The organism is Achromobacter sp. CF-sbj1-Ac2-l (assembly GCF_052698165.1).
The window spans coordinates 5,912,559-5,934,931 of the sequence record NZ_CP199855.1 but is presented as its reverse complement, the minus strand read 5'-3'; the positions used below and the strand labels follow the sequence as shown (position 1 = coordinate 5,934,931).

Genomic DNA, 22,373 nt, shown 5'->3' with positions numbered 1-22,373 from the left:
GCGATTATCTCACGGGCGGACCCGAATCAAGCCAGCTCGAACGCCGCGCGCAGCCACCGGACCTGGTCGCCGTCGAACAGCACGGCGTCGAAGCGGGCCGGCGGCACGGCGCCCTGCCAATGGCGCTGGGCCAGGGTGGGCAGCCAGTGCGCCGCGGCGCGCGCCAGGCGCGCCTGCTTGTCGCGGCCGATGCTGGCCGCCGCGCCGCCGTAGGCGTCGCTCTGGCGTGAGCGCACCTCGACGAACACCAGCACATCGCCGTCGCGCATGACCAGGTCGATCTCCCCGGCGCGGCAGCCCAGGTTGCGGGCCAGCAGCACCAGGCCGGCGGCCCGCAACAGGCGCAGGGCGGCGTCTTCGTGGCCGTCGCCAATACGCTGGCGCGGCGAGCGCCGGGGCGCCGGGCGGTGGTGGTGGTCGGCCGTGGCGCGCGTTCCAGCGCGCCGGCGCCGCTTTTGCGCGCGGCGGCGCGCCGCCAGGGCCAGCTCGAAAGCGAATGTGTCATCCGGCATGCCAGTTCCGAAATGGGGGGGCGATGGCGGCTACACTGACATGGTTTTCCGCGTGAGTAGGCAGCAATGAATCAAAATGTCTCATCCCCGGTGGCCGGCGACGCCTGGGCCCGCGTCGCTGAACGCGTGGCCGGACAGCATTGGCCCGCCTCGACGCTGTATGTGGTGGCCACACCGATCGGCAATCTGGGCGACCTGGGGCTGCGCGCCTGGCATGCGTTGCAACGCGCCGACGTGATCGCGGCCGAAGACACCCGCGCCAGCCGCACGCTGCTGGACGTCTGGGGCGTCAGCACGCCGCTGATGGCGGCCCACCGGCACAACGAGGCCGCGGCGGCGCAGGCCATCTGTGAACGCCTGGCCCAGGGTCAGCGCGTGGCGCTGGTGTCGGATGCCGGCGCGCCGGCGGTCAGCGATCCCGGCGCGCGCGTGGTGCGCGCCGTGCGCGAGGCCGGTTTCGCGGTGGTGCCGGTGCCCGGCCCCAGCGCCGTGATCGCCGCGCTGATGGGCAGCGGCGTCACCACCGACGAGAATCCCGCCTACGCCTTCGCCGGCTTTCCGCCGTCCAAGGCCACCGCGCGCCAGCGCTGGCTGCGAACCTGGTGCGCGCTGCCGGCGCCGGTGGTGATGTTCGAATCGCCGCATCGTCTGGCCGCGACGCTGGCCGACCTGCTGGAGGTCTGCGGTCCCGCCCGCCTGCTGACCGTGGCGCGCGAACTGACCAAGCGCTTCGAGGAGATCGCCACGTTTCCGCTGGGCGAGGCCGCCGCCTGGCTGGCGGCCGATGCGCACCGCGAGCAGGGCGAGTTCGTGCTGATCGCGCATGCCCAGGCCGGCCAGCAGGCCGATGAAGACGCCGACCCGCGCGCCGATGCCTTGTTGGATGCGCTACTCGAAACCCTGTCGGTGCGCGACGCCTCGAAAATCGCCGCCAAGGTCACCGGCCTGTCGCGCGACGTCCTGTACAACCGGGCCCTGGCCCGCAAGAATTCGTAAGCCATGATCTACACCGCAGAGACCCGCAAGCGTCCCGGCGAAGCGGCGGAGCCGATCGTCTACCGTGACATCCCCACGCCGCTGGGCGAAATGCGACTGGTCGCCAGCGCCAAGGGGTTGCGGGGCGCCTGGTTCACTGACCAGACCCTGCTGCCGTCCGCCGAAGGCTGGACCCGCGACGAAGCCGATCCCATTCTGGAACAGGCGCGGCGCGAGCTGGACGAATGGTTCGCCGGCCGGCGCCGCGAGTTCGAGGTGGCGCTGGATCCGGTCGGCACGCCGTTCCAGCATGAAGTCTGGCGCGCCTTGTGCAAACTGGATTTCGGCCAGCTCGCCAGCTACGGCGAACTGGCGCGCATCGTCGGCCGGCCCAAGGGCGCCCAGGCCATCGGCGGGGCGGTGGGCCGCAATCCCGTCATCATCATCATTCCGTGCCATCGCATCATCGGCGCCGATACCTCGCTGACCGGTTTCGGCGGCGGCCTGCCACGCAAGCAGGCGCTGCTCAAGCACGAAGGCAGCGAGTACCTGAGCCGCAATGCGCGCGCGCGACGGGTCTGTGACGGCCAGGCGCAACTGCCGTTCGAGCAGCCCTCGTTCGACTGGCCGCCGGGGCCGTAGGCGACGGGCCGCGTTATTGCGCGGCGATGCTGGGCGTGATGCCGATGCGGTCCGACACCAGTTGCACCGCGTTCAGGGCGCTCTGGCGATCCGGATAGGGGCCGATCTTGACCCGGTACAGGTTGTTCGATTGCTCCACGGCCGCCGGTGGCGCGCCTGCCGCGCCCAGTTGGGTGTTGATGCGGCTGACCAGCGACTGCGCGTTGGCCGGCTGGCTGAACGCGCCCACCTGCAGATAGACATTGCCGATGCCGCCAGCCGCCGGTTGCCGCACCGGCGCGCTGCCCGGCGCGGGCGCCGGTTGCTGCGCCAGCGGTTGCGGCTCGAGCGGCACGGGGGCGGCCGCCACGGGCGTGGCCACCGGCGTCGAGCCGGTCGCCGAGGCGGGCTCGGGGGCGGGCCCTTGCGAGGCCCAGCGGCGGATCTCGTCCTGCTGAATGCTTTCCACCACCACCTGGCCGCTGCCCGGCCCGATGATGCCCAGCTTGTAGGCCGCCACGTACGACAGGTCCATGATGCGGTCGCTGTGGAACGGCCCGCGGTCGTTGACCCGCACGATGATGGTCTTGCCGTTGACCAGGCTGGTGACCCGCGCGTAGCTGGGAATCGGCAGCGTGGTGTGGGCTGCGGTCATGGCGTACATGTCATAGGGCTCGCCGATCGAGGTCGAGTTGCCGTGGAATTTCTTGCCGTACCACGAGGCGATGCCCTGGCGCTTGTAGGGCTGGCCGGTGGTATCCGGCACATAGCGCTGGCCGAACACCACGTACGGACGATTGGCGCCGCTGGCGTAAGGTTCGATGCGCGGCACCGCGTCCGGCACCTGGTCCAGGTTGGACGGCGGATTGGCGTCCGGGCCGTCGTCCTTGTAGTACCCGCCGCCCTTTTTACGTCCCCCGGTGGAAGAGCAGCCGGCCACGGCAATGGCCAGCAACAGCATCATCAGGATATGGAGCGGTCGGGACAGGATCATGCGGATTCGTCGGGCAGTTGGGTGCGATGGCGCACCAGCAGCGGGTCGTGGTCGGCAAAGCGCTTGGCCAGTTGTTCGACCACGTAGACCGAACGGTGCTGGCCACCGGTGCAGCCGATGGCGACGGTGAGGTAATTGCGGGTGTCTTGCGTGTATTGGGGCAGCCAGCGGTTCAGGAAGCCGGCGATGTCGTCGATCATCAGCCCCACTTGTTCATAACCTGCCAACCAGGCGGCGACGGGTTCGTCGCGGCCGGTCAGCGGACGCAGGTTACGGTCGTAATAGGGGTTGGGCAGGCAGCGCACGTCGAACACCAGGTCGGCGTCGCGCGGCACGCCGCGCTTGTACGCGAACGATTCGAAGGTCAGCACCAGCGGCGCGCGGTCGGCCTGGATCAGGTCGCGGATCCAGGCGCGCAGTTGGCCCGGCGTGAGCTCCGAGGTGTCGATGACATGTTCCTGCTCGCGCAGTGGCGCCAGCAGTTCGCGCTCGAGCGCGATGCAGTCGGTCAGCGACGGCGCGGTGCCGCCGCGTTGCAGGCGGTCGGTCAGCGGATGGCGGCGGCGGGATTCGGAATAGCGCTGCACCAGGGTGTCAGTGCTGGCGTCCAGAAACACCACGCGCAGGCTGGTGCCCATGGCGCGCAGCGCGGTGACCACGTCGGGCAGTTCGGCCAGCTCGCCGGGCGAGCGCACGTCGATGGCGACCGCGACGCGCTCCAGGCCATCGTCGCGGGCATTGGCCACGAACTCGGTCAGGAACCGCACGGGCAGGTTGTCGACGCAGGTGTAGCTGGCGTCCTCGAGCATGCGCAGGGCAACGGACTTGCCTGAGCCTGAGATGCCGGTAACGAGGACGACTTTCAACATGGACATGATTGTGGCACGCTTTTCCAGGAGGATGCCGGCGGGTTGGCATCTGATATGGCCGTAAACTGCGAATCTGCGCCTGTACTGCCGCGCGGGCCCTGGCGTAAGCTTGGGCACCCGCACACGACCGATTCATCTACGCGCCCCGCCGCCATGCGCCTTCGGGGTTGGAATTCGACTTAGTGTTAACTGGCCCTAGATGTTAGCCCTCATTTCCTTTCGTAGTGTTTCACTGCCGCGGTTTTGGGCAAAATCCCGCCTTCTGGCCGCCGTCGTTGTTGCCTTTTCGGCAGCGCCCGCGCTGGCCCAGGACACCCCCCAGGTGCTGCAGCCGGGCACCATGGCGGCGCGGGTGGCGGCCTGTACGGCCTGTCATGGCGAACAGGGCCGCGCCGGCGCCGACGGTTACTACCCGCGCCTGGCCGGCAAGCCGCAGGAATACCTCTACCACCAGTTGCTGAACTTCCGCGACGACCGGCGCCAGTACCGCCCCATGGCGCACCTGCTGGCGGGCCTGCCCGACGCCTACCTGCACGAAATGGCCGCCTATTTCTCGGCACAGCATGTGCCGTATCCGCCGCCGGTGCGCGTGGAAGTGTCGGCCGCCACGCTCGAGGCCGGCCGCAAGCTGGCGCTGTCGGGCGACGCCGCCCGCGGCCTGCCGGCCTGTGCCGCCTGCCATGGCGCCTCGCTGGGCGGGGCGCTGCCGGCCATCCCCGGCCTGCTGGGCCTGCCGCGCGATTACGTCGGCTCGCAGATCGGCAGTTGGAAGAACGGCCTGCGCCGCGCCGCCGCGCCGGACTGCATGGCGGATATCGCCGGCAAGCTCACGCCTGAAGACATCGGCGCGCTGGCGGCATGGCTGTCGTCGCAGCCGGTGGCCGACACCTATGCGCCCGAGCCCGCCGGGGCCCTGCGGCTGCCTGCCGAGTGTGGCAGCCAGGCGCAACGTTGAAGGATTGCCGGATGAAACTGATGAAGCGAATCCTTGGCACCCTGCTGGCGCTGGCCGTGATCGCGGTGGGCGCCCTCTACTGGCTCGGCACGCGCGACGACGCCAGCACCGGCGCTGCCGCGGCGCCCGCCGATCCGCAGCAGCGCCTCGAACGCGGACGTTATCTGGCGCTGGCCGGCAATTGCATGGCCTGCCACACCGCGCGTGGCGGCCAGGCCTATGCGGGCGGCACGCCCATTCCGACCCCGTTCGGCACGATCTACGGTCCCAACATCACGCCGGACGAGAAGACCGGCATCGGCGCCTGGAGCGCGGACGATTTCTGGCAGGCGCTGCATAACGGCAAGTCGCGTGACGGCACGCTGCTGTATCCAGCCTTTCCGTACACCGAGTACACCCGCGTGACGCGGGCCGACGCCGATGCGCTGTTCGCCTATCTGCGCACGATCACGCCGGTGAGCCAACCCAGCCGCGCGCCGGATCTCGATTTCCCGTATGACCAACGCCTGCTGCTGGCCGCCTGGCGCGCCCTGTATTTCCGGCCGGGCGTGCAGGAAGCCGATCCGGGCCAGTCGACGCAGTGGAACCGCGGCCGCTACCTGGTCGAAGGCCTGGGCCATTGCGCCGCCTGCCACGCGCCGCGCAACAGCCTGGGCGCGACGCGCGCGGCCGATGGCCTGGCCGGCGGCCTTATCCCGATGCTGGACTGGTACGCGCCGCCGCTGACCAATGATCCGCAGGCGGGCCTGGGGCGCTGGTCGGCCGAAGACATCGCGGCGTTGCTGCGCACCGGCATGGCGGCGCACTCCAGCGCCAGCGGTCCGATGGCCGAGGTGGTGCTGGGCAGCACCCAGCACCTGACCGAGGAAGATGCGCTCGCAATGGGCGTGTATCTCAAGTCGTTGCCGGCCACGCCCGTGGCCTCATCGCGGCCCGCCGTGCCGGTTTCCCCGGCGGCCATGGAACTGGGCGGCAAGATCTACCGCCAGCAATGCGCGCAATGCCACCAGCCGCAAGGCGAAGGCAGCGCGGGCGCCTGGCCCGCGCTGGCTGGCAATCCGACGGTGACCGCGCCGTCGCCCGTCAATGCGATCCGCATCGTGCTGGACGGCGGCTTCGCGCCCGCCACCGCGGCCAATCCGCGGCCGCATGGCATGCCGCCCTTCGGCCAACTGCTCAACGACAACGACGTCGCGATGCTGGTGTCCTACATCCGCAATAGCTGGGGCAACGAGGCCGGCGGCGTGACGCCCCTCGAGGTCAAGCGCGCCCGCGCCGCCTCGACCCGCAACTGATCAGGACGGCCGCGCGGCCAGTTGGCAGGCCGCGCGCGCCATCTCTCCCAGGGAGCGGATGGCATCGGCCTTGGCGTCGTCCCACGGGTGGCCGTAGTTCAGCCGCAGCGCATTGCCGAACTGGCCGCTCGCCGAGAAGATCGGGCCGGGTGCCACGCTGATGCCGCGCGCCAACGCCTGCCGGTGCAGCGCCAGCGCATCGACCGCCGCCGGCATTTCCAGCCAAAGGAAAAAGCCGCCTTGCGGCCGGGTCACGCGAGTGCCCGCGGGAAACTCGCGCGCGATCGCATTGGCCATCAGGTCCTGCTGCGCCTGCAGCGTTTCGCGCAGGCGGCGCAGGTGGCGGTCGTAGCCGCCTTGTTCCAGGTATTCGGCGATGGCGCCCTGCGCCGGACTCGACGCCGACAGCGTGGACGACAGCTTCAGGCGCTGCACGCGTTGCGCGTAGCGTCCAGCGCTGGCCCAGCCGATGCGGTAACCCGGCGCCAGGCATTTTGAGAACGACGAGCAGTGCAGCACCAGCCCCTGCTTGTCGAAGGCCTTGGCGGGCACCGGCCGCGTCGCGCCGAAATACAGCTCGCCGTAGACGTCGTCCTCGATCAGCGGGATCTGGTGGCGCGCAAGCAGTTCCACCAGTTGCCGTTTCTTTTCTTCGGGCATCAGGCTGCCCAGCGGATTCTGGAACTGCGTCATCAGCCAGCAGGCCGTGGGCGCGTGGCGCTGGATCGCGGTTTCAATCGCGCCCAGGTCGACGCCGGTGCGCGGATGCGTGGGCACTTCCAGCGCCTTCAGGCCGTGGCGTTCCAGCGCCTGCAGCGCCCCGTAGAAGGTGGGGGCCTCGACAATGACCGTGTCGCCCGGCCGCGTCACCGCCTGCAGGCAAAGGTTGAGCGCTTCCAGCGCGCCGTTGGTGACGACGATATCGCTGGCCGGCACGTTGATGCCGGCGATCAGGTAACGCAGCGCGATCTGTCGGCGCAGGCCGGGATTGCCGGGCGACAGGTCTTCCATCGTGTCCAGCGGGTCCTGGCGCTTGAGATGTGCCGACATGGCCTGGGCCAGCCGCGGCAGCGGGAACAGCAGAGGGGAAGGGAAGGCCGAACCCAGCGGGGTGACATCGCGGTTGCGCACCGAGTCCAGGATGTCGAAGATGCGCTCGCTGATCGCGAGTTCGGTCGATTCGCCGTCGGGACAGGAAGTGTCGGGTTCTGGGGGCAGGCTGTCGCCGCGCGCGTTGACGTAGTAGCCGGAACGGGGACGGGCGCGGATCAGACCGCGCGCTTCCAGCAGGTAGTAGGCCTGGAATACCGTCGACGGACTGACGCCGCGGCTGGCGCAGGCCTCGCGCACCGACGGCAGTTTGTCGCCCACGCGCAGCACACCGTCGCGGATCGACCTGGCGATCTCGTTGGCGAGTTTCTCGTACAGGCTCACGGTTCCGCGCGGTAACGCGCGTTTACTTGCTGCTTTGCAGGATCGCCATGGCCTGGCGTTCCATGAATTCGCCCAGGGTGTCGATGCCGCGAAGCTTGAGGATGGTGTTGCGCACCGCGGCTTCGACCAGCACCGCCAGGTTGCGGCCGGCTGCCACCTGCAGCATGACCTTGCGCACCGGCAGGCCCAGCATGTCCTGGGTGATGTCCTGCAGCGGCAGGCGTTCGAACTTGTCCTGCGCGGTGGCGCGCACCAGGTGCACGATCAGCTTCAGGCGCATCTTGCGACGCACCGAGGTCTCGCCGAAGATGGTGCGGATGTCGAGCAGGCCCAGGCCGCGCACTTCCAGCAGGTTCTGCAGCAGTTGCGGGCAGTGGCCTTCGATCATGTTGGGCGCGGTGCGCGAGAATTCGACCGCGTCGTCGGCCACCAGCCCGTGGCCGCGCGAGATCAGTTCCAGCGCCAGTTCGCTCTTGCCCAGGCCGGATTCGCCGGTGATCAGGACGCCCAGGCCCAGCACGTCCAGGAACACGCCGTGCACGGTGGTGGTGGGCGCGAGTTTCTTGCCCAGGTAGATGCGCAGCAGGTCGATCAACTGCGCGGCCGCCACCGGAGTGGACAGCAAAGGCACCTGGTGCTGGTCGCACTGGTCCACCAGGTCCTGCGGCGGCGTCAGGCCGTCGGCCAGCAGGATGGCGGGCACGCCGCCGATCAGCAGCTCGTCCATGTGATGCATGCGGCGGCGCAGGTCGAAGCGGGTGTAGTACGCCAGCTCTTCCTGGCCGAACACCTGGATGCGCGACGGGTGGATCAGGTTCAGGTGGCCCACCAGGTCGGCGGCCGCCATGCCGTCATCGGGAATCGCGCGGTCCGCGGCCCCTTGGCCGGAAATCCAGTTGAAGGGGATTTTGTCGGCGTTGTCGTCGACGAGTTCCTGCACCGTGAGCATGGCAGCGTTTCCGCGAGGGGTCAGAGTTGGCCGGTGGTGAGCATCTTGTGGACGACGGCCGGATCGGTCTCGGTGGCCAGCGCTTCGCGCAGCGCCTTGTTGGACATGAGCTGCGCCAGTTCCGCCAGGATATCCAGGTGCTGCTGCGTGGCGGTTTCGGGCACCAGCAGACAAAGCAGCATCGATACGGGCTGTCCGTCGGGGGCGTCGAACGTGATGGGCTGCGCCAGGCGGATGAAGGCGGCAAGCGCCTGCTCCAGTCCCTTCACGCGGCCGTGCGGCACGGCGACGCCCTGGCCGAGCGCGGTCGAGCCCAGACGCTCCCGCGCAAACAGGCTGTCGAACACGAGCGCGCGTGCCAAGCCGTGGTTGTTTTCAAAGAGAAGGCCAGCCTGTTCGAACGCGCGCTTCTTGCTCGTGGCGAGCATATCGAGGACGACGTTGCCGGCGGGAAGGATGCGCGACAAATGATTCATCAGGTCATTATAGGGTTATATGACGCACTGCAAAAAACTCCGGTGGGAGGCGCTCGCGCCGCGGTCCGCACCCTCCTGGATCAGGCCGCCGGTCTCGGCACGAGAGCGACAGCATAGACCGATAGCGCCGGGTTGTGGGCATTCTTCGTGCGCAGGTGGGTATACCAGCACGGTATGGCGTGGATGCCTTGATCGGGTTTTCAGGGGAGGGAATGCGGTTCGCCGGCCTGTGCCGGAGAATGGGGGACAAAGAAGGCGGGGGGAGTTTGCCGATGCCCCGGCTGGACGGGACGTCTAGCGGGACACCGGGACTTAGGCAGGATTCAGGAATCGCTGTTTAGCTTGGCTCGCACGGCGAGCGAATCATGAAGCGCGGTATTACTGGGTTGGCGAAAGGTTCGCCGCTTGCCGCTTCACGGACTCTGCCGTGTGACTTCGCACCTTGTCCTTGTGCTTGATGACCTGACGGTCGACTTTGTCAGCAAGAAGGTCGATCGCGGCGTAGAGGTTTTCATCGGTTGCTTCACAATGAATGTCCTTGCCACTAAGACGCATGGTGATTTCGGCTCTGTGCCGCAGGGGCTCTACTGAGAGCATGACCTGGGTATCGATGACGTGATCGAAATGCCGCAGCACTCGCGCCAGTTTGTTCATGACATATTCCCGGATGGCCGGGGTGACGTCGAGGTGACGACCGCAGATGCTCAGGTTCATAGTGTGCTCTCCTTCTAAAAGAGGAAAAAATGGTGCGCGGAAGGCGCGGTGGGGTCGTTAGGCGTTCTCCTTGTTTGAGGGGTTCGTTTGATACTAGTGTATAGACTCGGGCCGATAAAACAAGCTGACCTAACGCAAGTTCATGGCATTTTCATTGCGCCCGCCCAGGGGCGTGCCCCAGGGGCCGTCACGGACCCTGGGATTTTCCCCAATGGAGGTGTTACATGCGGAAGTGTTCGCCCAGGTAGACGCGGCGAACGGCCGGATCGCCGACGATTTCGTCGGGATGACCGTCGGTCAGCACCTTGCCTTCGCTGATGATGTAGGCGCGGTCGCAGATGCCCAGTGTTTCGCGCACGTTGTGGTCGGTGATCAGCACGCCGATGCCGCGACCCTTCAGGAAGCGCACGATGCGCTGGATCTCGATCACGGCGATCGGGTCCACGCCGGCGAACGGCTCGTCCAGCAGGATGAAGCGCGGACTGGTGGCCAGCGCGCGCGCGATTTCGACGCGGCGGCGCTCGCCGCCCGACAGCGAAATGGCGGCGTTGCTGCGGATGTGGCCGATCTGCAGCTCTTCGAGCAGCAGTTCCATCTGTTCATTGATCTTGGGCGTGGACAGCGTGCGGCCGTCCGGCCCGATCTGCAGTTCGAGCACCGCGCGGATGTTCTGCTCGACCGTCAGGCGGCGGAACACCGAGGCGTCCTGGGGCAGGTACGACAGTCCCATGCGCGCGCGCTTGTGGATCGGCATCGCGGTGATGACCGAGCCGTCGATCTCGATACGGCCGGCGTCGGCCGGCACCAGGCCCACGATCATGTAGAAGCTGGTGGTCTTGCCGGCGCCGTTGGGGCCAAGCAGGCCCACCACTTCGCCGCTGGAGACGGACAGGGACACGTCCTGCACCACGGTGCGGCCGTTGTAGGTCTTGCGCAAGCCGGTTGCGCGCAGGCTGCCCTGCTTGACGCCCGAAGGGGCGGAGGTCACGGGAGTCTGCACTGAAGGTTGGTTCATCGTGGCTGCGTATGGGTGACATGGGAGGCGCTGTCAGCGCCCCTTCTTCGATTCCTGCTGCTTGCGGCACTCGGCCACCGCGGCGTCCGACTTGGCGCGCGGCTCGGCCACGGAACGGACCCGGCCGCCAGCCGCCGAGGAGTTCGGGCCGCCCTGGGCTTCGTAGGTGCCGCTTTTCTCGTTGTAGCGCACCCGGTCGCCGCGAATCGTGTCAAACGGTTTGCCGCAGACATAGCGCACCACCACCGCCTGGCCGATCAGGTCGAAGGTGCTCTTGGTGCCGTCGTATTCGGCGCGCAGGCCCTTGCCCTCGATCAGTTCGAAGGTCTCGGGACGTTCCTGGCGGATGGTGACGACCTTGCCCTTGTTCGCGGTGGCGGTGCCGTACTGGTTGCCAGCGGCGTCCTCGCGCATTTCCAGGTTGTCGGAGGTGAGCGTCATCAGGCCACGCGTCATGTTGACGTTGCCGGTGAACACGCTTTGTTTCTTCACGTCGTCGTAGTGCAGCGTGTCCGACAGGATCGTGGTGGTGGGTTCCTCGGCGGGCGCGGTCTTGCTCGCGCCGGCGGCGGCCGGCTTGGGGTCGGCCGCGAGCGCCGGCGCTACCGCCGATGCCATCAGCAGCATCGCGCCCAGCAGGCGCGTGGTGGGGGCAATGCGAATCCGGAAGTCGGTCATGGTTTCTTCGGGTCAGTGGTGTTGGCAGGCGTCTCGGCCGGGCGGCGCGATTTGTTTTCCGTGCCGGCGATTTCCACGTCGGTGGACGCCGATACCTGCAATTGGCGTGTCTTGTTGTTGTAGTGCATGCCCTTGCCGTTCATGCGCGAGCGGCCCTTGATGACTTCCGCGGGCAGGTCGGTGTAGACCACGTCGTCGTCCGGCAGCAGGATCAGTTGCTGGCTGCGCACGTCCAGGACGTCGTTGTTGGCGTCCGGCTGGCGGTGCACGTGCGCGTCGCCGTTCATGACGATGCGCTTGCCGCCCTGTTCCATGACGGCCGTCTTGGACACGCCCACGGTGATCGGACTGGCTTCGCGCTGGCCGATGGCGCGCGGCTGGGTGATGTGATACGAATCGTCGTCCGGGAAATGTTCGGCGTAATCGCCCTCGAGCCGATTGATGGGTCGCCCGGTGGGGTCGGTGCGCAGCATCACGAAATTACGCGACCAGGCGTCCATTTCGTGCGTGACGCGGCGCGGCGGGTCCGTCTGGATGGCCCGCTGCGCGTAGTCGGCGGCCCAGTACGTGCTGGCGACGAGCACCAGCAGCAGGAACAGCGCGATCAGGGAAGGGAAACGATCTTTCATCAGGTCTGCGGGGCGTGATAGGGGCGCTTACTGGATGGCGCCAGGACCGAGCAGTCCCGGCGCCGCCAGGAATCCGCCCAGCCGGCCCTGGGAGGCCAGCAGCAGGTCGCAACATTCGCGCACCGCGCCGTTGCCGCCCGCTTGCGTTGCGATCCAGTGGGCCGCCTGGCTGACGTAGCCCGGCGCATTCGGCACGCTGGCGGCGAAGCCGGCGCGTTGCATGGCCGGCAGGTCGATGATGTCATCGCCCATGTAGCCGGTCTGGTTCAGTTGGACCGCGCTGCGCTGCGCAAGTTCGGCCAGCGCGGCGCCTTTGTCGCGCACGCCCTGCATGATCTCGGAAATTCCCAGCTCGGCGGCGCGGCGCGCCACGATCGGGCCGGAGCGGCCAGTCATCAGCGCCACCTTCAGGCCGCCTTCCATCAGCAGGCGCAGGCCATGGCCATCCAGGGCGTTGAAGCGCTTCTGGACTTCGCCGGTCTCGCCGTAATACAGGCCGCCGTCGGTCAGCACGCCGTCCACGTCGAAGACCATCAGGCGCACGGCGGCGGCGCGTTCGCGCACCGCTGGCGCGATACGGGCCAGGACCAGGGCTTCGGCGGGGTGGGTGATCGAAGGGGGGAGAGTCATAGTCATACCACTTTGGCGGCCATCAGGTCGTGCATGTGCAAGGCGCCGAGCAGGGCGCCATCGGCGTCCAGCACCAGCATGTGATTGAGCCGCAGTTCGTCCATCTGGCGCGCGGCCTCGACGGCCAGCGCGTCCGGGTTGATGCTGCGCGGCGAGCGCGTCATGCCGGCTTCGACGTTCAGGCTGCGGATGTCGCCGTAGCGTGCGATCAGGCGGCGCAGGTCGCCGTCGGTGAAGATGCCGACCGGGCGGTGCTGCGCATCGCTCACCACGGTCATGCCCATCCCCTTGGCCGACATGACTTCGAGCGCCTGCGAGACCGGCGTGCCCTGCGCCACGACGGGCAGGGCGTCGCCCTGGCGCATGACGTTGCGCACGTGGGTCAGCAGGCGCCGGCCGAGCGCGCCGCCCGGATGCGAGCGGGCGAAATCCCGGGGCCCGAACCCGCGCGCCTCCAGACAGGCCACGGCCAGCGCATCGCCCAGGGCCAGGGCCGTGGTGGTGCTGGCGGTCGGCGCCAGGTTCAGCGGGCAGGCTTCCTGGGACACGCTGGCGTCCAGGTGGACGTCGGCGAGCCGCGCCAGCTCGGACTGCGGATTGCCGGTAATGGCCACCAGGCTGGCGCCCATGCGGCGCACCACCGGCAGGATGGTGAGCAGCTCCTGGCCCGACCCGGAATACGAAATGGCGATCAGGACGTCGTCGCGGGTGATCATGCCCAGGTCGCCGTGCACCGCTTCGGCGGCGTGCACGAAGAAGGCGGGCGTGCCGGTGGAGGCGAAGGTGGCGGCGATCTTGCGGGCGATGTGGCCGGTCTTGCCGATGCCGCTGACGACCACGCGCCCACGGCAGGCCAGCAGCATGGCGACGACCCGCGCGAAGCTGTCGTCCAGCCGCGCGGACAGGTCCAGGATGCCCTGGCTTTCGATTTGCAGCGTCCTGCGCGCAGATGCCAGCGCGGTCTCGGACGTTGTGGTGGGATGATCGGTCATCAGGGGATTTTAATATCAGGTTGCGGGTTTGCCCCTGGGAGGGGGGTATGGCATCCTGGCGACTCTTTTATCCGGCTATCAATCTTTCCTTTCCAGGCCCGCTCATGTCCAGCATTCCCAGCCCCGTCCTTGGCACGCCCCTGTCCCCCCTGGCCACCCGAGTCATGCTGCTCGGCTCGGGCGAGTTGGGCAAAGAGGTCATCATCGCTCTGCAGCGGCTGGGCGTGGAAGTCATCGCGGTGGACCGGTATGCCGACGCGCCGGGCCACCAGGTGGCGCATCGCGCCCATGTGGTGTCGATGACGGACCCTGAAGCCCTGGAAAAAATCATCCGGCAAGAGCAACCGCACGTTATTGTCCCCGAAATCGAGGCCATTGCCACCAATTTGCTGGTGGATCTGGAAGCGGCCGGCGTGGCGCGGGTCACCCCGACCGCCCGGGCGGCGCAACTGACCATGAACCGCGAGGGCATCCGCCGCCTGGCGGCCGAGACCCTGGGCCTGCCCACCTCGCCCTACGCCTTCGTCGATACGGAAGACGAATTGCGCCGGGCCATCGACGGTGGCATCGGCTATCCCTGCGTCATCAAGCCGGTCATGTCCTCGTCGGGCAAGGGCCAGTCCGTGATCAAGGGCGCCGAGGACCTGGGCGCCGCCTGGCGCTACGCCCAGGAGGGCGGCCGGGTGGGCGGCGGCCGCGCCATCGTCGAGGGCTTCATCCGCTTCGATTACGAAATCACGCTGCTGACCGTGCGCGCCCGCGGCGCCGACGGCCAGGTCGAGACCCGCTACTGCGAGCCGATCGGCCACAAGCAGGTCGACGGCGACTACGTCGAGAGCTGGCAACCCCATCCCATGTCGCCCGCGGCGCTGGAGCGTGCCCGCGAGATCGCCCTTGCCGTGACGGCCGAGCTGGGCGGCCTTGGAATTTTCGGCGTCGAACTGTTCGTGGCCGGCGACCAGGTGTGGTTCTCGGAAGTGAGCCCGCGCCCGCATGACACCGGCATGGTCACCATGATTACCCAGGCGCAGAACGAATTCGAACTGCACGCCCGCGCCCTGCTCGGCCTGCCGGTGGACACCTCGCTGCGCCAGCCTGGCGCGAGCAGCGTCATCTATGGCGGCGTCGAGGCCAAGGCCGTGTCGTTCCACAACGTGGCGCAGGCGCTGGCAGAGCCGGGCACCGACATCCGTCTGTTTGGCAAGCCCGAGTCCTTCGTCAAGCGCCGCATGGGCGTGGGCCTGGCGATCGCCGAGGATGTGGCCGCCGCGCGCGCCAAGGCCAAGCGCGTGTCGGCCGCCGTCACCGTCAAGGCCGGCTGACCCGCCCATCCGCCCCGCGCGCCGGGGGCGGCGCCCTGGATTTCCCCTTGATTCGCAGCCACCCGCCAACCGGCGGGTGGCTTTTTTTCGTGGCGCGTCCACCACAGATTGCGACTGATTTCGGGGGCGGAACGACAGAATTGTCATCCCTTGCGGCTATACCCCTGTCATCGGTGTGGTTTGTGTTTTCGCACAGTTTGTTCGATAATTTCAGGAATCTCTGAAAACGGCGTAACTATTTATGTATGCCGTCATCGCATTTGCCGGCCTGGATGGATCATGGTGCTCACCCCTCAAAACGAACGTTTCGTCCTGCACTTTGGCGAAATGGGCAGCCGTTGGGGCGTGAACCGCACCGTCGGCCAGATCTACGCCTTGCTGTTCCTGGCGCCCCAGCCCCTGCATGCCGACGACATCGCCGAAACGCTGGGCTTTTCCCGTTCGAACGTCAGCCTGGGCCTGAAGGAGCTGCAGTCCTGGCGCCTGGTGAAGCTGGTGCACCAGGTCGGCGACCGCCGCGACTACTTCGAGACGCCCAAGGATGTCTGGGAGATCTTCCGCATCCTGATGGAAGAGAAGCGCAAGCGCGAAATCGATCCCACCCTCACCCTGCTGCGAGACACCCTGCTGGAGCCCCCCACGGGACCGGACGGTGCCTACGCGCAGCAACGCATGACCGAAATGCTGGAGCTCATCGAACTGTCCACCGGGTGGTTCGATGAGGTTCAACGTCTGCCGCCGGAGACTCTGCAGAACCTGATGAAGCTGGGTTCGAAAGTGCAGAAAGTGCTGGGCTTCGCCGGCAAGTTGCGGGGCAAAGGCTGATCGCTGATCCGCCCCGATTTTTTCAGGAAACCTCTATGAAGCTGTATACAACGCCCTTATCATGGCGCCAGAGACGGCCTGGGAACCATGCCGGTTGCTGTGGCTACTCACCTGCATGGGAGCGCCCCAATGATTGATCTCGACGTCGTCAACCTGTCGCGATTCCAGTTTGCCGCGACCGCGCTGTACCACTTCCTCTTCGTCCCCCTCACGCTCGGCCTGTCGTTCATCCTGGCCATCATGGAAAGCGTGTACGTCATGACTGGCCGCCCCATCTGGAAGCGGATGACGATGTTCTGGGGCACCCTGTTCGGCATCAACTTCGCGCTGGGCGTGGCCACGGGCGTGGTCATGGAGTTCCAGTTCGGCATGAACTGGTCGTACTACAGCCACTACGTGGGCGACATCTTCGGCGCGCCGCTGGCGCTCGAAGGGCTGATGGCCTTCTTCCTGGAAGCCACCTTCGTCGGCCTGTTCTTCTTCGGCTGGAACCGCATGTCCAAGGTCAGCCACCTGGTGGTGACCTGGCTGGTGGCATTCGGCACCAACTTCTCGGCGCTCTGGATCCTGATCGCCAACGGCTGGATGCAGAACCCGGTGGGCGCGGTGTTCAACCCCGACACCATGCGCATGGAAATGACCGACTTCGCCGCGGTGATCTTCAACCCGGTGGCCCAGGCCAAGTTCGTGCACACGGTCAGCGCGGGCTACGTGGCGGGCGCCATGTTCGTCATGTCGATCAGCGCCTGGTACCTGCTCAAGGGCCGCCACACCGACCTGGCCAAGCGCTCGATGGCGGTCGCCGCCAGCTTCGGCCTGGCCTCGGCGCTGTCGGTCGTCGTGCTGGGTGACGAGAGCGGTTATCTCACCACCGAACACCAGAAGATGAAGATCGCGGCCATGGAATCCATGTGGCACACCGAGCCGGCGCCCGCGTCCTTCAACCTGATCGCGCTGCCCAACCAGGCCGAACGCAAGAACGACTTCGCCATCGAGATTCCCTACGTCATGGGCCTCATCGGCACGCGCTCGCTGACGACCCCGCTGCTGGGCATCAACGACCTGATCCTGCGCGCCGAGAATCGCATCCGCGACGGCATGGTGGCGTACGACGCCCTGCAGAAGATCCGCGCCAATCCCAAGGACGTCGACGCCCGCATGGTGTTCGACCGCACCTGGCCCGATCTCGGCTACGCGTTGCTGGTCAAACGCTACCAGACCGACATGAGCAAGGTCACCGAAGAGGACATCAAGAAGGCCGCGGTGGATACCGTGCCGAACGTGGCGCCGCTGTTCTGGGCGTTCCGCATCATGGTGGCCGTGGGCATGTACCTGATCCTGTTCTTCGGCGTGGCATTCTGGCTGGCCTCGCGCGGTCGCCTGGACAGCCGCCGCGGCCTGCTGAAGGTGGCGCTGTGGAGCCTGCCCATGCCCTGGATCGCCATCGAGAGCGGCTGGTTCGTGGCCGAGTACGGCCGCCAGCCATGGGTGATCGAAGGCGTGCTGCCCACGTATTACGCGGCGTCCGGCCTCACGATCGCCGACCTGGCCATCAGCCTGACGATCTTCCTGGTGCTGTACACCGTGCTGCTGATCATCGGCGTGAAGGTCATGCTGCACGCCGTGCGCAAGGGCCCGAAATCCGACGCGCCGGTCCCGGCCAGCGCCGCCGCCGATCCCGTCCACGCCGCCGTGCGCGCTTAAGGGGAGAGAAACAATGGATACCCTTATTCCTTTCGACTACGCCACCTTGCGGGTGGTCTGGTGGGTGCTGCTGGGCGCGCTGCTGATCGGCTTCGCCGTGATGGACGGCTTCGACCTGGGCGTGGCGGCGCTGCTGCCGGTGGTCGCCAAGACCGATGCCGAACGCCGCGTGGTGATCAACGTGGTCGGCCCCGTGTGGGAAGGCAACCAGGTGTGGCTGATCACCGCGGGCGGCGCGATCTTTGCCGCCTGGCCGCTGTTGTACGCCGCCTCGTTCTCGGGCTTCTACCTGGCGATGATGCTGGCGCTGATCGCGCTGATCCTGCGTCCCGTCGGCTTCAAGTACCGCAGCAAGATGGAAGGCACCCGCTGGCGCAATAGCTGGGACGGCGTGCTGTGCTTCTCCGGCGTGGTGGCCTCGCTGGTGTTCGGCGTGGCCGTGGGCAACATCATCCTCGGCGTGCCGTTCACCTTCGACGAAAACGCGCTGCGCATGGTGTACCAGGGTCACTTCTACCAACTGTTCACGCCGTTCGCGCTGCTGTGCGGCGTGCTGAGCGTGGTGATGCTGGCGATGCACGGCGCGGTGCTGCTGGCCTGGCGCACCGAGGACCCCGTGTCGTCGCGAGCCCGCAACTGGGGCCGCCTGTGCGCGTTGCTGACGCTGGTGTTGTTCGTCGCCGGGGGCTTCTGGGTGAAGTCGCTCAGCGGCCATGCCATCACCAGCGCGGTGGACATGCAAGGTCCTTCGGATCCGATGCTCAAGACGGTCGCGGTGCAGGCCGGCGCCTGGATGGCCAACTACGCCAAGTGGCCGCTGATGTGGATCGCGCCCGCGCTGGGCGTGGCGGGCGCCGTGCTGGTGCTGCTGTTGCTGACGTTGCGCGCCAACGTGTTGTCGTTCCTGGCCTCGGCCGTTTCGATCAGCGGCGTCATCCTGACGGTCGGCTTCTCGCTGTTCCCGTTCCTGATGCCGTCGTCGACCAACCCGAAAGCCGGCCTGACGGTCTGGGACGCCTCGTCCAGCCACATGACGCTGTGGATCATGGTGATCGCGGTGGTGGTGTTCCTGCCGATCGTGACGCTCTACACCGCCTGGGTGTATCGCGTCATGCGCGGCAAGGTGACGCATGCATCCGTGGGCGACACGCCCAATTCGTACTGACAAGGAGCCTTCACCATGTGGTATTTCTCATGGGTACTCGGCCTGGGATTGGCGTGTGCGTTCGCCATCCTCAACGCAATGTGGTTCGAGCTGCGCGAAGGTCACTCGCATGACCCGCGCGCCAGCCGTAACGACGAGTGAGCGGCCGCGCCAGCAGCCTCGAGCATGACCCCTCGGCCACCCTGCGCAAGCCGCCCCGCGAGCAATCGCGCTGGCTGATGGCGCTGGCCGGGGCGGCCCGGCTGCCGCTCATCCTGGCGGGCGCGGCGCCGCTGGTGTCCGGCGCGTTGCTGGTGGTTCAGGCCTGGCTGCTGGCCAGCGTGCTGGATGCCGCCGTCGTGCGGCAGGCGCCGCGCCTGGAACTGCTCGGCCAGATCCTGGCCATCGCCGCGCTGATGCTGGCGCGCGCCTGCATCACCTGGGCGGGCGAGCGCGCCGGGGCCGATGCCGCCGAGCGTATCAAGCGTCACGTGCGCCAGGCGCTGTTCGCGCGCCTGCTGCGCAAAGGACCTGACTGGAGCCGCCGGCAGGCCTCGGGCGAGATCGCCAGCGCGCTGGTGGACCAGGTCGAGGCGCTCGACGGATTCTTCTCCAAGTATCTGCCGGCCATGGCCGCGGCGGCGCTGCTGCCGGTGGCGTTTGCGGTCCTGTTGCTGCCGGTGGATGTGATCGCGGGGCTGGTGCTGTTGATCACCGCGCCGCTGATTCCGCTGTTCATGGCGCTGGTCGGCTGGGGCGCGCAAGGCGCCAGCCGGCGTCATCTGCGGGCTTTCGCGCGGCTGTCGGGATTCTTCGCCGACCGCCTGCGCGGCCTGTCCACCCTGAAGCTGTATGGCCGCGCCGAAGCCGAGGCGGCTTCCGTCGCCGCCGCCAGCGATGCGCTGCGCCAGCGCACCATGTCCGTGCTGCGGATCGCCTTCCTGTCGTCGGCGGTGCTGGAATTCTTCGCCGCGCTGGGCGTGGCGGGCGTGGCCGTCTACATCGGCCTGAGCTACCTGGGGTTCCTCGACCTGCGCTGGTCGCCGTTCACGCTGCAGGCCGGCCTGTTCTGTCTGCTGATGGCGCCCGAGGTCTACGCGCCCTTGCGCCAGTTTGCCGCGCACTACCACGACCGCGCCACGGCGCTGGCCGCGGTGTCGCAGATCGCCACGCTGTTCGATGGGCTGCCGCAGGGGGAAGCCGTCGAATCGCGCCAGGATGGGCCGATGGCGCCGGTATCGGGCGCCGCCGGCCTGACGGTGGCGGGGCTGACCATGACGGCGCCCGGGCGGCCCTTGCCGGTGCTGTCCGCGGCGGCGTTGGCGCTGGCCCCGGGCGAGCACGCGGCCTTGATGGGGCCGAGCGGTATCGGCAAGTCCACGCTGATCGAGGCCATCGCGCGCCTGCGCCGGGGCGACGGCGACATTCGCCTCGATGGCGTGCCGCTGGACCAGTGGAGCGAGGCCGATCTGCGCGCGCGCGTGGCGCTGATCGGGCAGAGGCCGCAACTGCTGGCGGGGTCGATCGCGGACAACATCCGGTTGGGACGCCCCGATGCCACCGACGCGATGGTGCATGATGCGGCTCGCCGCGCCTGTGTGCTCGAATTCGCCGCCGGGCTGCCGCAAGGGCTGGATACGCCGCTGGGCAGCCGCGGTCATGGCCTGTCGGGCGGCCAGGCGCAGCGCGTTGCGCTGGCGCGCCTGTTCCTGCGCGATCCCGGGTTGATCCTGCTGGACGAGCCCACGGCACACCTGGACGAGGCCACGCAGGCGCGAGTGCTGGACGAGATCCTGGCATTCGCCGCTGGCCGCACGCTGCTGCTCGCCACCCATTCGCCCGCGGTCGCGGCGCGTTTCGCGCGGGTGCTGCGCCTCGCCGATGCAAAAGTGAAAGACGTATGAAGAACCTGTTGTTGCTCCTGCCGCTATATGCGCGCCGCAAGGCGGGTTTGTTGCTCGCGCTGTTCTGCGCGCTGGCGACGGTGGCCGCGGGCGTCGGCCTGCTGGGCGTGTCCGGCTGGTTCCTGACCGGCGCCGCGCTGGCCGGCGCGGGCGGCGCCTTCAATCTGTTCGCGCCGTCCGCGCTGGTGCGCGGCCTGTCGTTCCTGCGCATCGTGTCGCGTTATGCCGACCGGGTGGTCGGGCATGCCGCCACGCTGCGCCTGCTGGCCGACCTGCGCGCGGCAGTCTTCACGGCGCTGATCCGCCTGACGCCGCGCCAGTTGGCGAGTTACCGCAGTGGCGACCTGGTGGCGCGCATGACAGGCGACGTCGATGCGCTCGACACCGTGTTCCTGTTCGTGTTGGCGCCGCTGGCGACGGCCATCCTGGCCGGCGCGGCGTTGACCGCCGTGCTGGGTTATTGGGTGCCGGCGGCGGCCCTGGTGTTCGCGCTGGCGCTGCTGGCGGTCTGTGTCCTGGTGCCGCTGTGGCTGCTGCGCGCCGCGCGCAAGCCTGGCGTAGCCGCGCAGGAGAGCGCGGCCGGACTGCGTGCTGCCGTGCTCGACGCGGTCGATGGTCACGCCGACATGGTCGCGCTGCATGCGCAGTCGCAGACCCAGGCGCATTTCGACCAATTGTGCGAGGCCAGCGCGCGTGCCCGCGGCAGCCAGGCCCGGGTCGCGGCGCGGGGGCAATGGTTCCTGCAGGCGGCGGCCGGGCTATCGGTGCTGGCGCTGCTGTGGTTCGGCCTGGCGCGTTACGAAGCCGGCGTATTGCACGGGCCGTTGCTGGTGGGACTGTTGCTGGCCGTAATCGGCATCTTCGAAGTGGCCGGCCCGATCATGCGCGGCGCCTCGCGCATGGGGTCGGCGCTGTCGGCCGCCGCGCGCATCCGCGACGTGGCGCAGCGCGAGCCGGACATGTGCGATCCCGCCGTGCCCAGCCCGCTGCCGACGCGCGGCGCGCTGGAACTGGTTGATGTGTCCTTCGCCTATCCGGCGCGGGCCGGCGAGACGCCCCTGCCTGTGCTGCATCACCTGCAACTGCGGGTCGAGCCGGGAGAACGGGTCGCCATCCTGGGCGAGAGCGGCGCGGGCAAGTCCACGCTGCTGCATCTGCTGCTGCGGCTGGAGGATCCGCTGGACGGCCAGGTGCGCTACGCGGGCATCGATGCCCGCGCCTGTGCGCAGGCGGACTGGCATCGACGCATCGCGTTGCTGTCGCAGGACGCCCCGGTATTCCTGGGCACCTTGCGCACCAATCTGCTGATCGGCGACCCGCAGGCCGGCGACGCCGAGTTGTGGCGCGCGCTGGACGCCGCCCGCCTCGGGGAATTCGTGCGCGGGTTGCCTGATGGGCTGGATACCTGGGCCGGCGAAACCGGTTCCCTGCTGTCCGCCGGGCAGGCGCGGCGCCTGTGCCTGGCGCGGGCGTTGTTGTCGCCGGCCGATGTCATCGTGCTGGATGAACCGACCGCGGGTCTGGATGCGGCCGCCGAGGCGGCGTTCTTCGCCGACCTGGAACACGCGGTGGGGGGACGCACCGTCATCCTGGCCACGCATGCCGTGCTGCCGCCCGGCGCCGTCGACCGCTGTTGCACTTTGCGCGGCGGACAGTTGCATGAGGTGTCCTCAGCCGTGGCGGTCCTGGCTTAAGCGCGGTTGCGCGGTTATAGTTCGCCTTGCTTCAATTCTCCA

General features: G+C 68.0%; 23 protein-coding genes. 11 read left to right on the top strand and 12 right to left on the bottom strand.

The features are described 5' to 3' along the window. Positions 1-26: 26 nt before the first annotated feature. A complete protein-coding gene (locus ACUDCK_RS27220) occupies positions 27-512 on the bottom strand; it encodes a YraN family protein (RefSeq protein WP_054500391.1) in 486 nt (161 codons plus the stop codon). 66 nt (positions 513-578) lie between these two features. On the opposite strand from ACUDCK_RS27220, the gene rsmI reads away from it, so the two are divergent. Beyond that, a complete protein-coding gene (gene rsmI, locus ACUDCK_RS27215) occupies positions 579-1,508 on the top strand; it encodes a 16S rRNA (cytidine(1402)-2'-O)-methyltransferase (protein ID WP_054500392.1) in 930 nt (309 codons plus the stop codon). Between the two features lie 3 nt (positions 1,509-1,511). Further along, a complete protein-coding gene (locus ACUDCK_RS27210) occupies positions 1,512-2,129 on the top strand; it encodes a methylated-DNA--[protein]-cysteine S-methyltransferase (RefSeq protein WP_054500393.1) in 618 nt (205 codons plus the stop codon). A 13-nt stretch (positions 2,130-2,142) separates the two neighbouring features. On the opposite strand, the gene ACUDCK_RS27205 is transcribed toward ACUDCK_RS27210, so the two are convergent. After that, on the bottom strand, positions 2,143-3,102 hold the full coding sequence (locus ACUDCK_RS27205) for a septal ring lytic transglycosylase RlpA family protein (RefSeq protein WP_054500394.1): 960 nt from the start codon (positions 3,100-3,102) through the stop codon (positions 2,143-2,145). Beyond that, positions 3,099-3,971 (bottom strand): RNase adapter RapZ, encoded by an 873-nt coding sequence (gene rapZ / locus ACUDCK_RS27200; RefSeq protein WP_054501178.1) that lies wholly within the window; start codon positions 3,969-3,971, stop codon positions 3,099-3,101. The genes ACUDCK_RS27205 and rapZ overlap by 4 nt, the downstream gene beginning before the upstream one ends. 199 nt (positions 3,972-4,170) lie before the next feature. Here rapZ and ACUDCK_RS27195 point away from each other — a divergent pair, with 199 nt between their 5' ends. Then, positions 4,171-4,926: a c-type cytochrome gene (locus tag ACUDCK_RS27195; RefSeq protein WP_155755490.1), complete on the top strand. Its 756-nt coding sequence runs from the start codon at positions 4,171-4,173 to the stop codon at positions 4,924-4,926. Positions 4,927-4,937: 11 nt separating this feature from the next. Next, positions 4,938-6,221, top strand: coding sequence for a c-type cytochrome (locus ACUDCK_RS27190; protein WP_054500395.1), 1,284 nt, complete (start codon positions 4,938-4,940; stop codon positions 6,219-6,221). Here the strand turns inward: ACUDCK_RS27190 and ACUDCK_RS27185 are convergent, their stop codons facing one another. The 9 genes from ACUDCK_RS27185 to ACUDCK_RS27145 form a co-directional block, all read right to left on the bottom strand. Continuing rightward, a complete protein-coding gene (locus tag ACUDCK_RS27185; RefSeq protein ID WP_175166970.1) occupies positions 6,222-7,655 on the bottom strand; it encodes an aminotransferase-like domain-containing protein in 1,434 nt (477 codons plus the stop codon). It lies immediately after the preceding gene. 22 nt (positions 7,656-7,677) lie between these two features. Continuing rightward, a complete protein-coding gene (hprK, locus tag ACUDCK_RS27180) occupies positions 7,678-8,604 on the bottom strand; it encodes an HPr(Ser) kinase/phosphatase (protein WP_006216298.1) in 927 nt (308 codons plus the stop codon). Between the two features lie 20 nt (positions 8,605-8,624). Further along, complete coding sequence (locus ACUDCK_RS27175; RefSeq protein ID WP_006391807.1) at positions 8,625-9,080, bottom strand: PTS sugar transporter subunit IIA; 456 nt, start codon at positions 9,078-9,080, stop codon at positions 8,625-8,627. Positions 9,081-9,458: 378 nt separating this feature from the next. Further along, entirely contained in the window at positions 9,459-9,794 is a 336-nt protein-coding gene (hpf, locus tag ACUDCK_RS27170; protein ID WP_006391806.1) for a ribosome hibernation-promoting factor, HPF/YfiA family, read from the bottom strand. A 220-nt stretch (positions 9,795-10,014) separates the two neighbouring features. Continuing rightward, on the bottom strand, positions 10,015-10,809 hold the full coding sequence (gene lptB / locus ACUDCK_RS27165; RefSeq protein WP_049076872.1) for an LPS export ABC transporter ATP-binding protein: 795 nt from the start codon (positions 10,807-10,809) through the stop codon (positions 10,015-10,017). A gap of 33 nt (positions 10,810-10,842) precedes the next feature. Further along, on the bottom strand, positions 10,843-11,487 hold the full coding sequence (lptA, locus tag ACUDCK_RS27160; RefSeq protein WP_064524017.1) for a lipopolysaccharide transport periplasmic protein LptA: 645 nt from the start codon (positions 11,485-11,487) through the stop codon (positions 10,843-10,845). After that, positions 11,484-12,116: an LPS export ABC transporter periplasmic protein LptC gene (gene lptC / locus ACUDCK_RS27155; RefSeq protein ID WP_054500398.1), complete on the bottom strand. Its 633-nt coding sequence runs from the start codon at positions 12,114-12,116 to the stop codon at positions 11,484-11,486. The genes lptA and lptC overlap by 4 nt, the downstream gene beginning before the upstream one ends. 27 nt (positions 12,117-12,143) lie before the next feature. Further along, positions 12,144-12,752: a KdsC family phosphatase gene (locus tag ACUDCK_RS27150; protein ID WP_081273411.1), complete on the bottom strand. Its 609-nt coding sequence runs from the start codon at positions 12,750-12,752 to the stop codon at positions 12,144-12,146. Continuing rightward, positions 12,749-13,738, bottom strand: a complete 990-nt coding sequence (locus ACUDCK_RS27145) for a KpsF/GutQ family sugar-phosphate isomerase (protein ID WP_175166971.1) — start codon at positions 13,736-13,738, stop codon at positions 12,749-12,751. Before ACUDCK_RS27145 ends, ACUDCK_RS27150 begins: the two co-directional genes overlap by 4 nt. Before the next feature lie 104 nt (positions 13,739-13,842). Here ACUDCK_RS27145 and purT point away from each other — a divergent pair, with 104 nt between their 5' ends. From purT to cydC, 7 genes are all read left to right on the top strand, one after another. Continuing rightward, a complete protein-coding gene (gene purT, locus ACUDCK_RS27140) occupies positions 13,843-15,060 on the top strand; it encodes a formate-dependent phosphoribosylglycinamide formyltransferase (RefSeq protein ID WP_116792211.1) in 1,218 nt (405 codons plus the stop codon). 279 nt (positions 15,061-15,339) lie between these two features. Beyond that, entirely contained in the window at positions 15,340-15,885 is a 546-nt protein-coding gene (locus tag ACUDCK_RS27135) for a GbsR/MarR family transcriptional regulator (RefSeq protein ID WP_049076860.1), read from the top strand. Between the two features lie 129 nt (positions 15,886-16,014). Beyond that, a complete protein-coding gene (locus ACUDCK_RS27130) occupies positions 16,015-17,589 on the top strand; it encodes a cytochrome ubiquinol oxidase subunit I (protein ID WP_054500402.1) in 1,575 nt (524 codons plus the stop codon). A gap of 13 nt (positions 17,590-17,602) precedes the next feature. Next, positions 17,603-18,754 carry a cytochrome d ubiquinol oxidase subunit II gene (cydB, locus tag ACUDCK_RS27125; RefSeq protein WP_064524021.1) on the top strand — a complete coding sequence of 384 codons (1,152 nt, stop codon included), beginning with the start codon at positions 17,603-17,605 and terminating at the stop codon, positions 18,752-18,754. A 15-nt stretch (positions 18,755-18,769) separates the two neighbouring features. Continuing rightward, a complete protein-coding gene (cydX, locus tag ACUDCK_RS27120; RefSeq protein ID WP_054474887.1) occupies positions 18,770-18,895 on the top strand; it encodes a cytochrome bd-I oxidase subunit CydX in 126 nt (41 codons plus the stop codon). Further along, on the top strand, positions 18,892-20,637 hold the full coding sequence (gene cydD, locus ACUDCK_RS27115) for a thiol reductant ABC exporter subunit CydD (protein WP_175166972.1): 1,746 nt from the start codon (positions 18,892-18,894) through the stop codon (positions 20,635-20,637). The genes cydX and cydD overlap by 4 nt, the downstream gene beginning before the upstream one ends. Next, positions 20,634-22,331 carry a thiol reductant ABC exporter subunit CydC gene (gene cydC / locus ACUDCK_RS27110; RefSeq protein WP_445659276.1) on the top strand — a complete coding sequence of 566 codons (1,698 nt, stop codon included), beginning with the start codon at positions 20,634-20,636 and terminating at the stop codon, positions 22,329-22,331. The genes cydD and cydC overlap by 4 nt, the downstream gene beginning before the upstream one ends. Positions 22,332-22,373 lie beyond the last annotated feature (42 nt).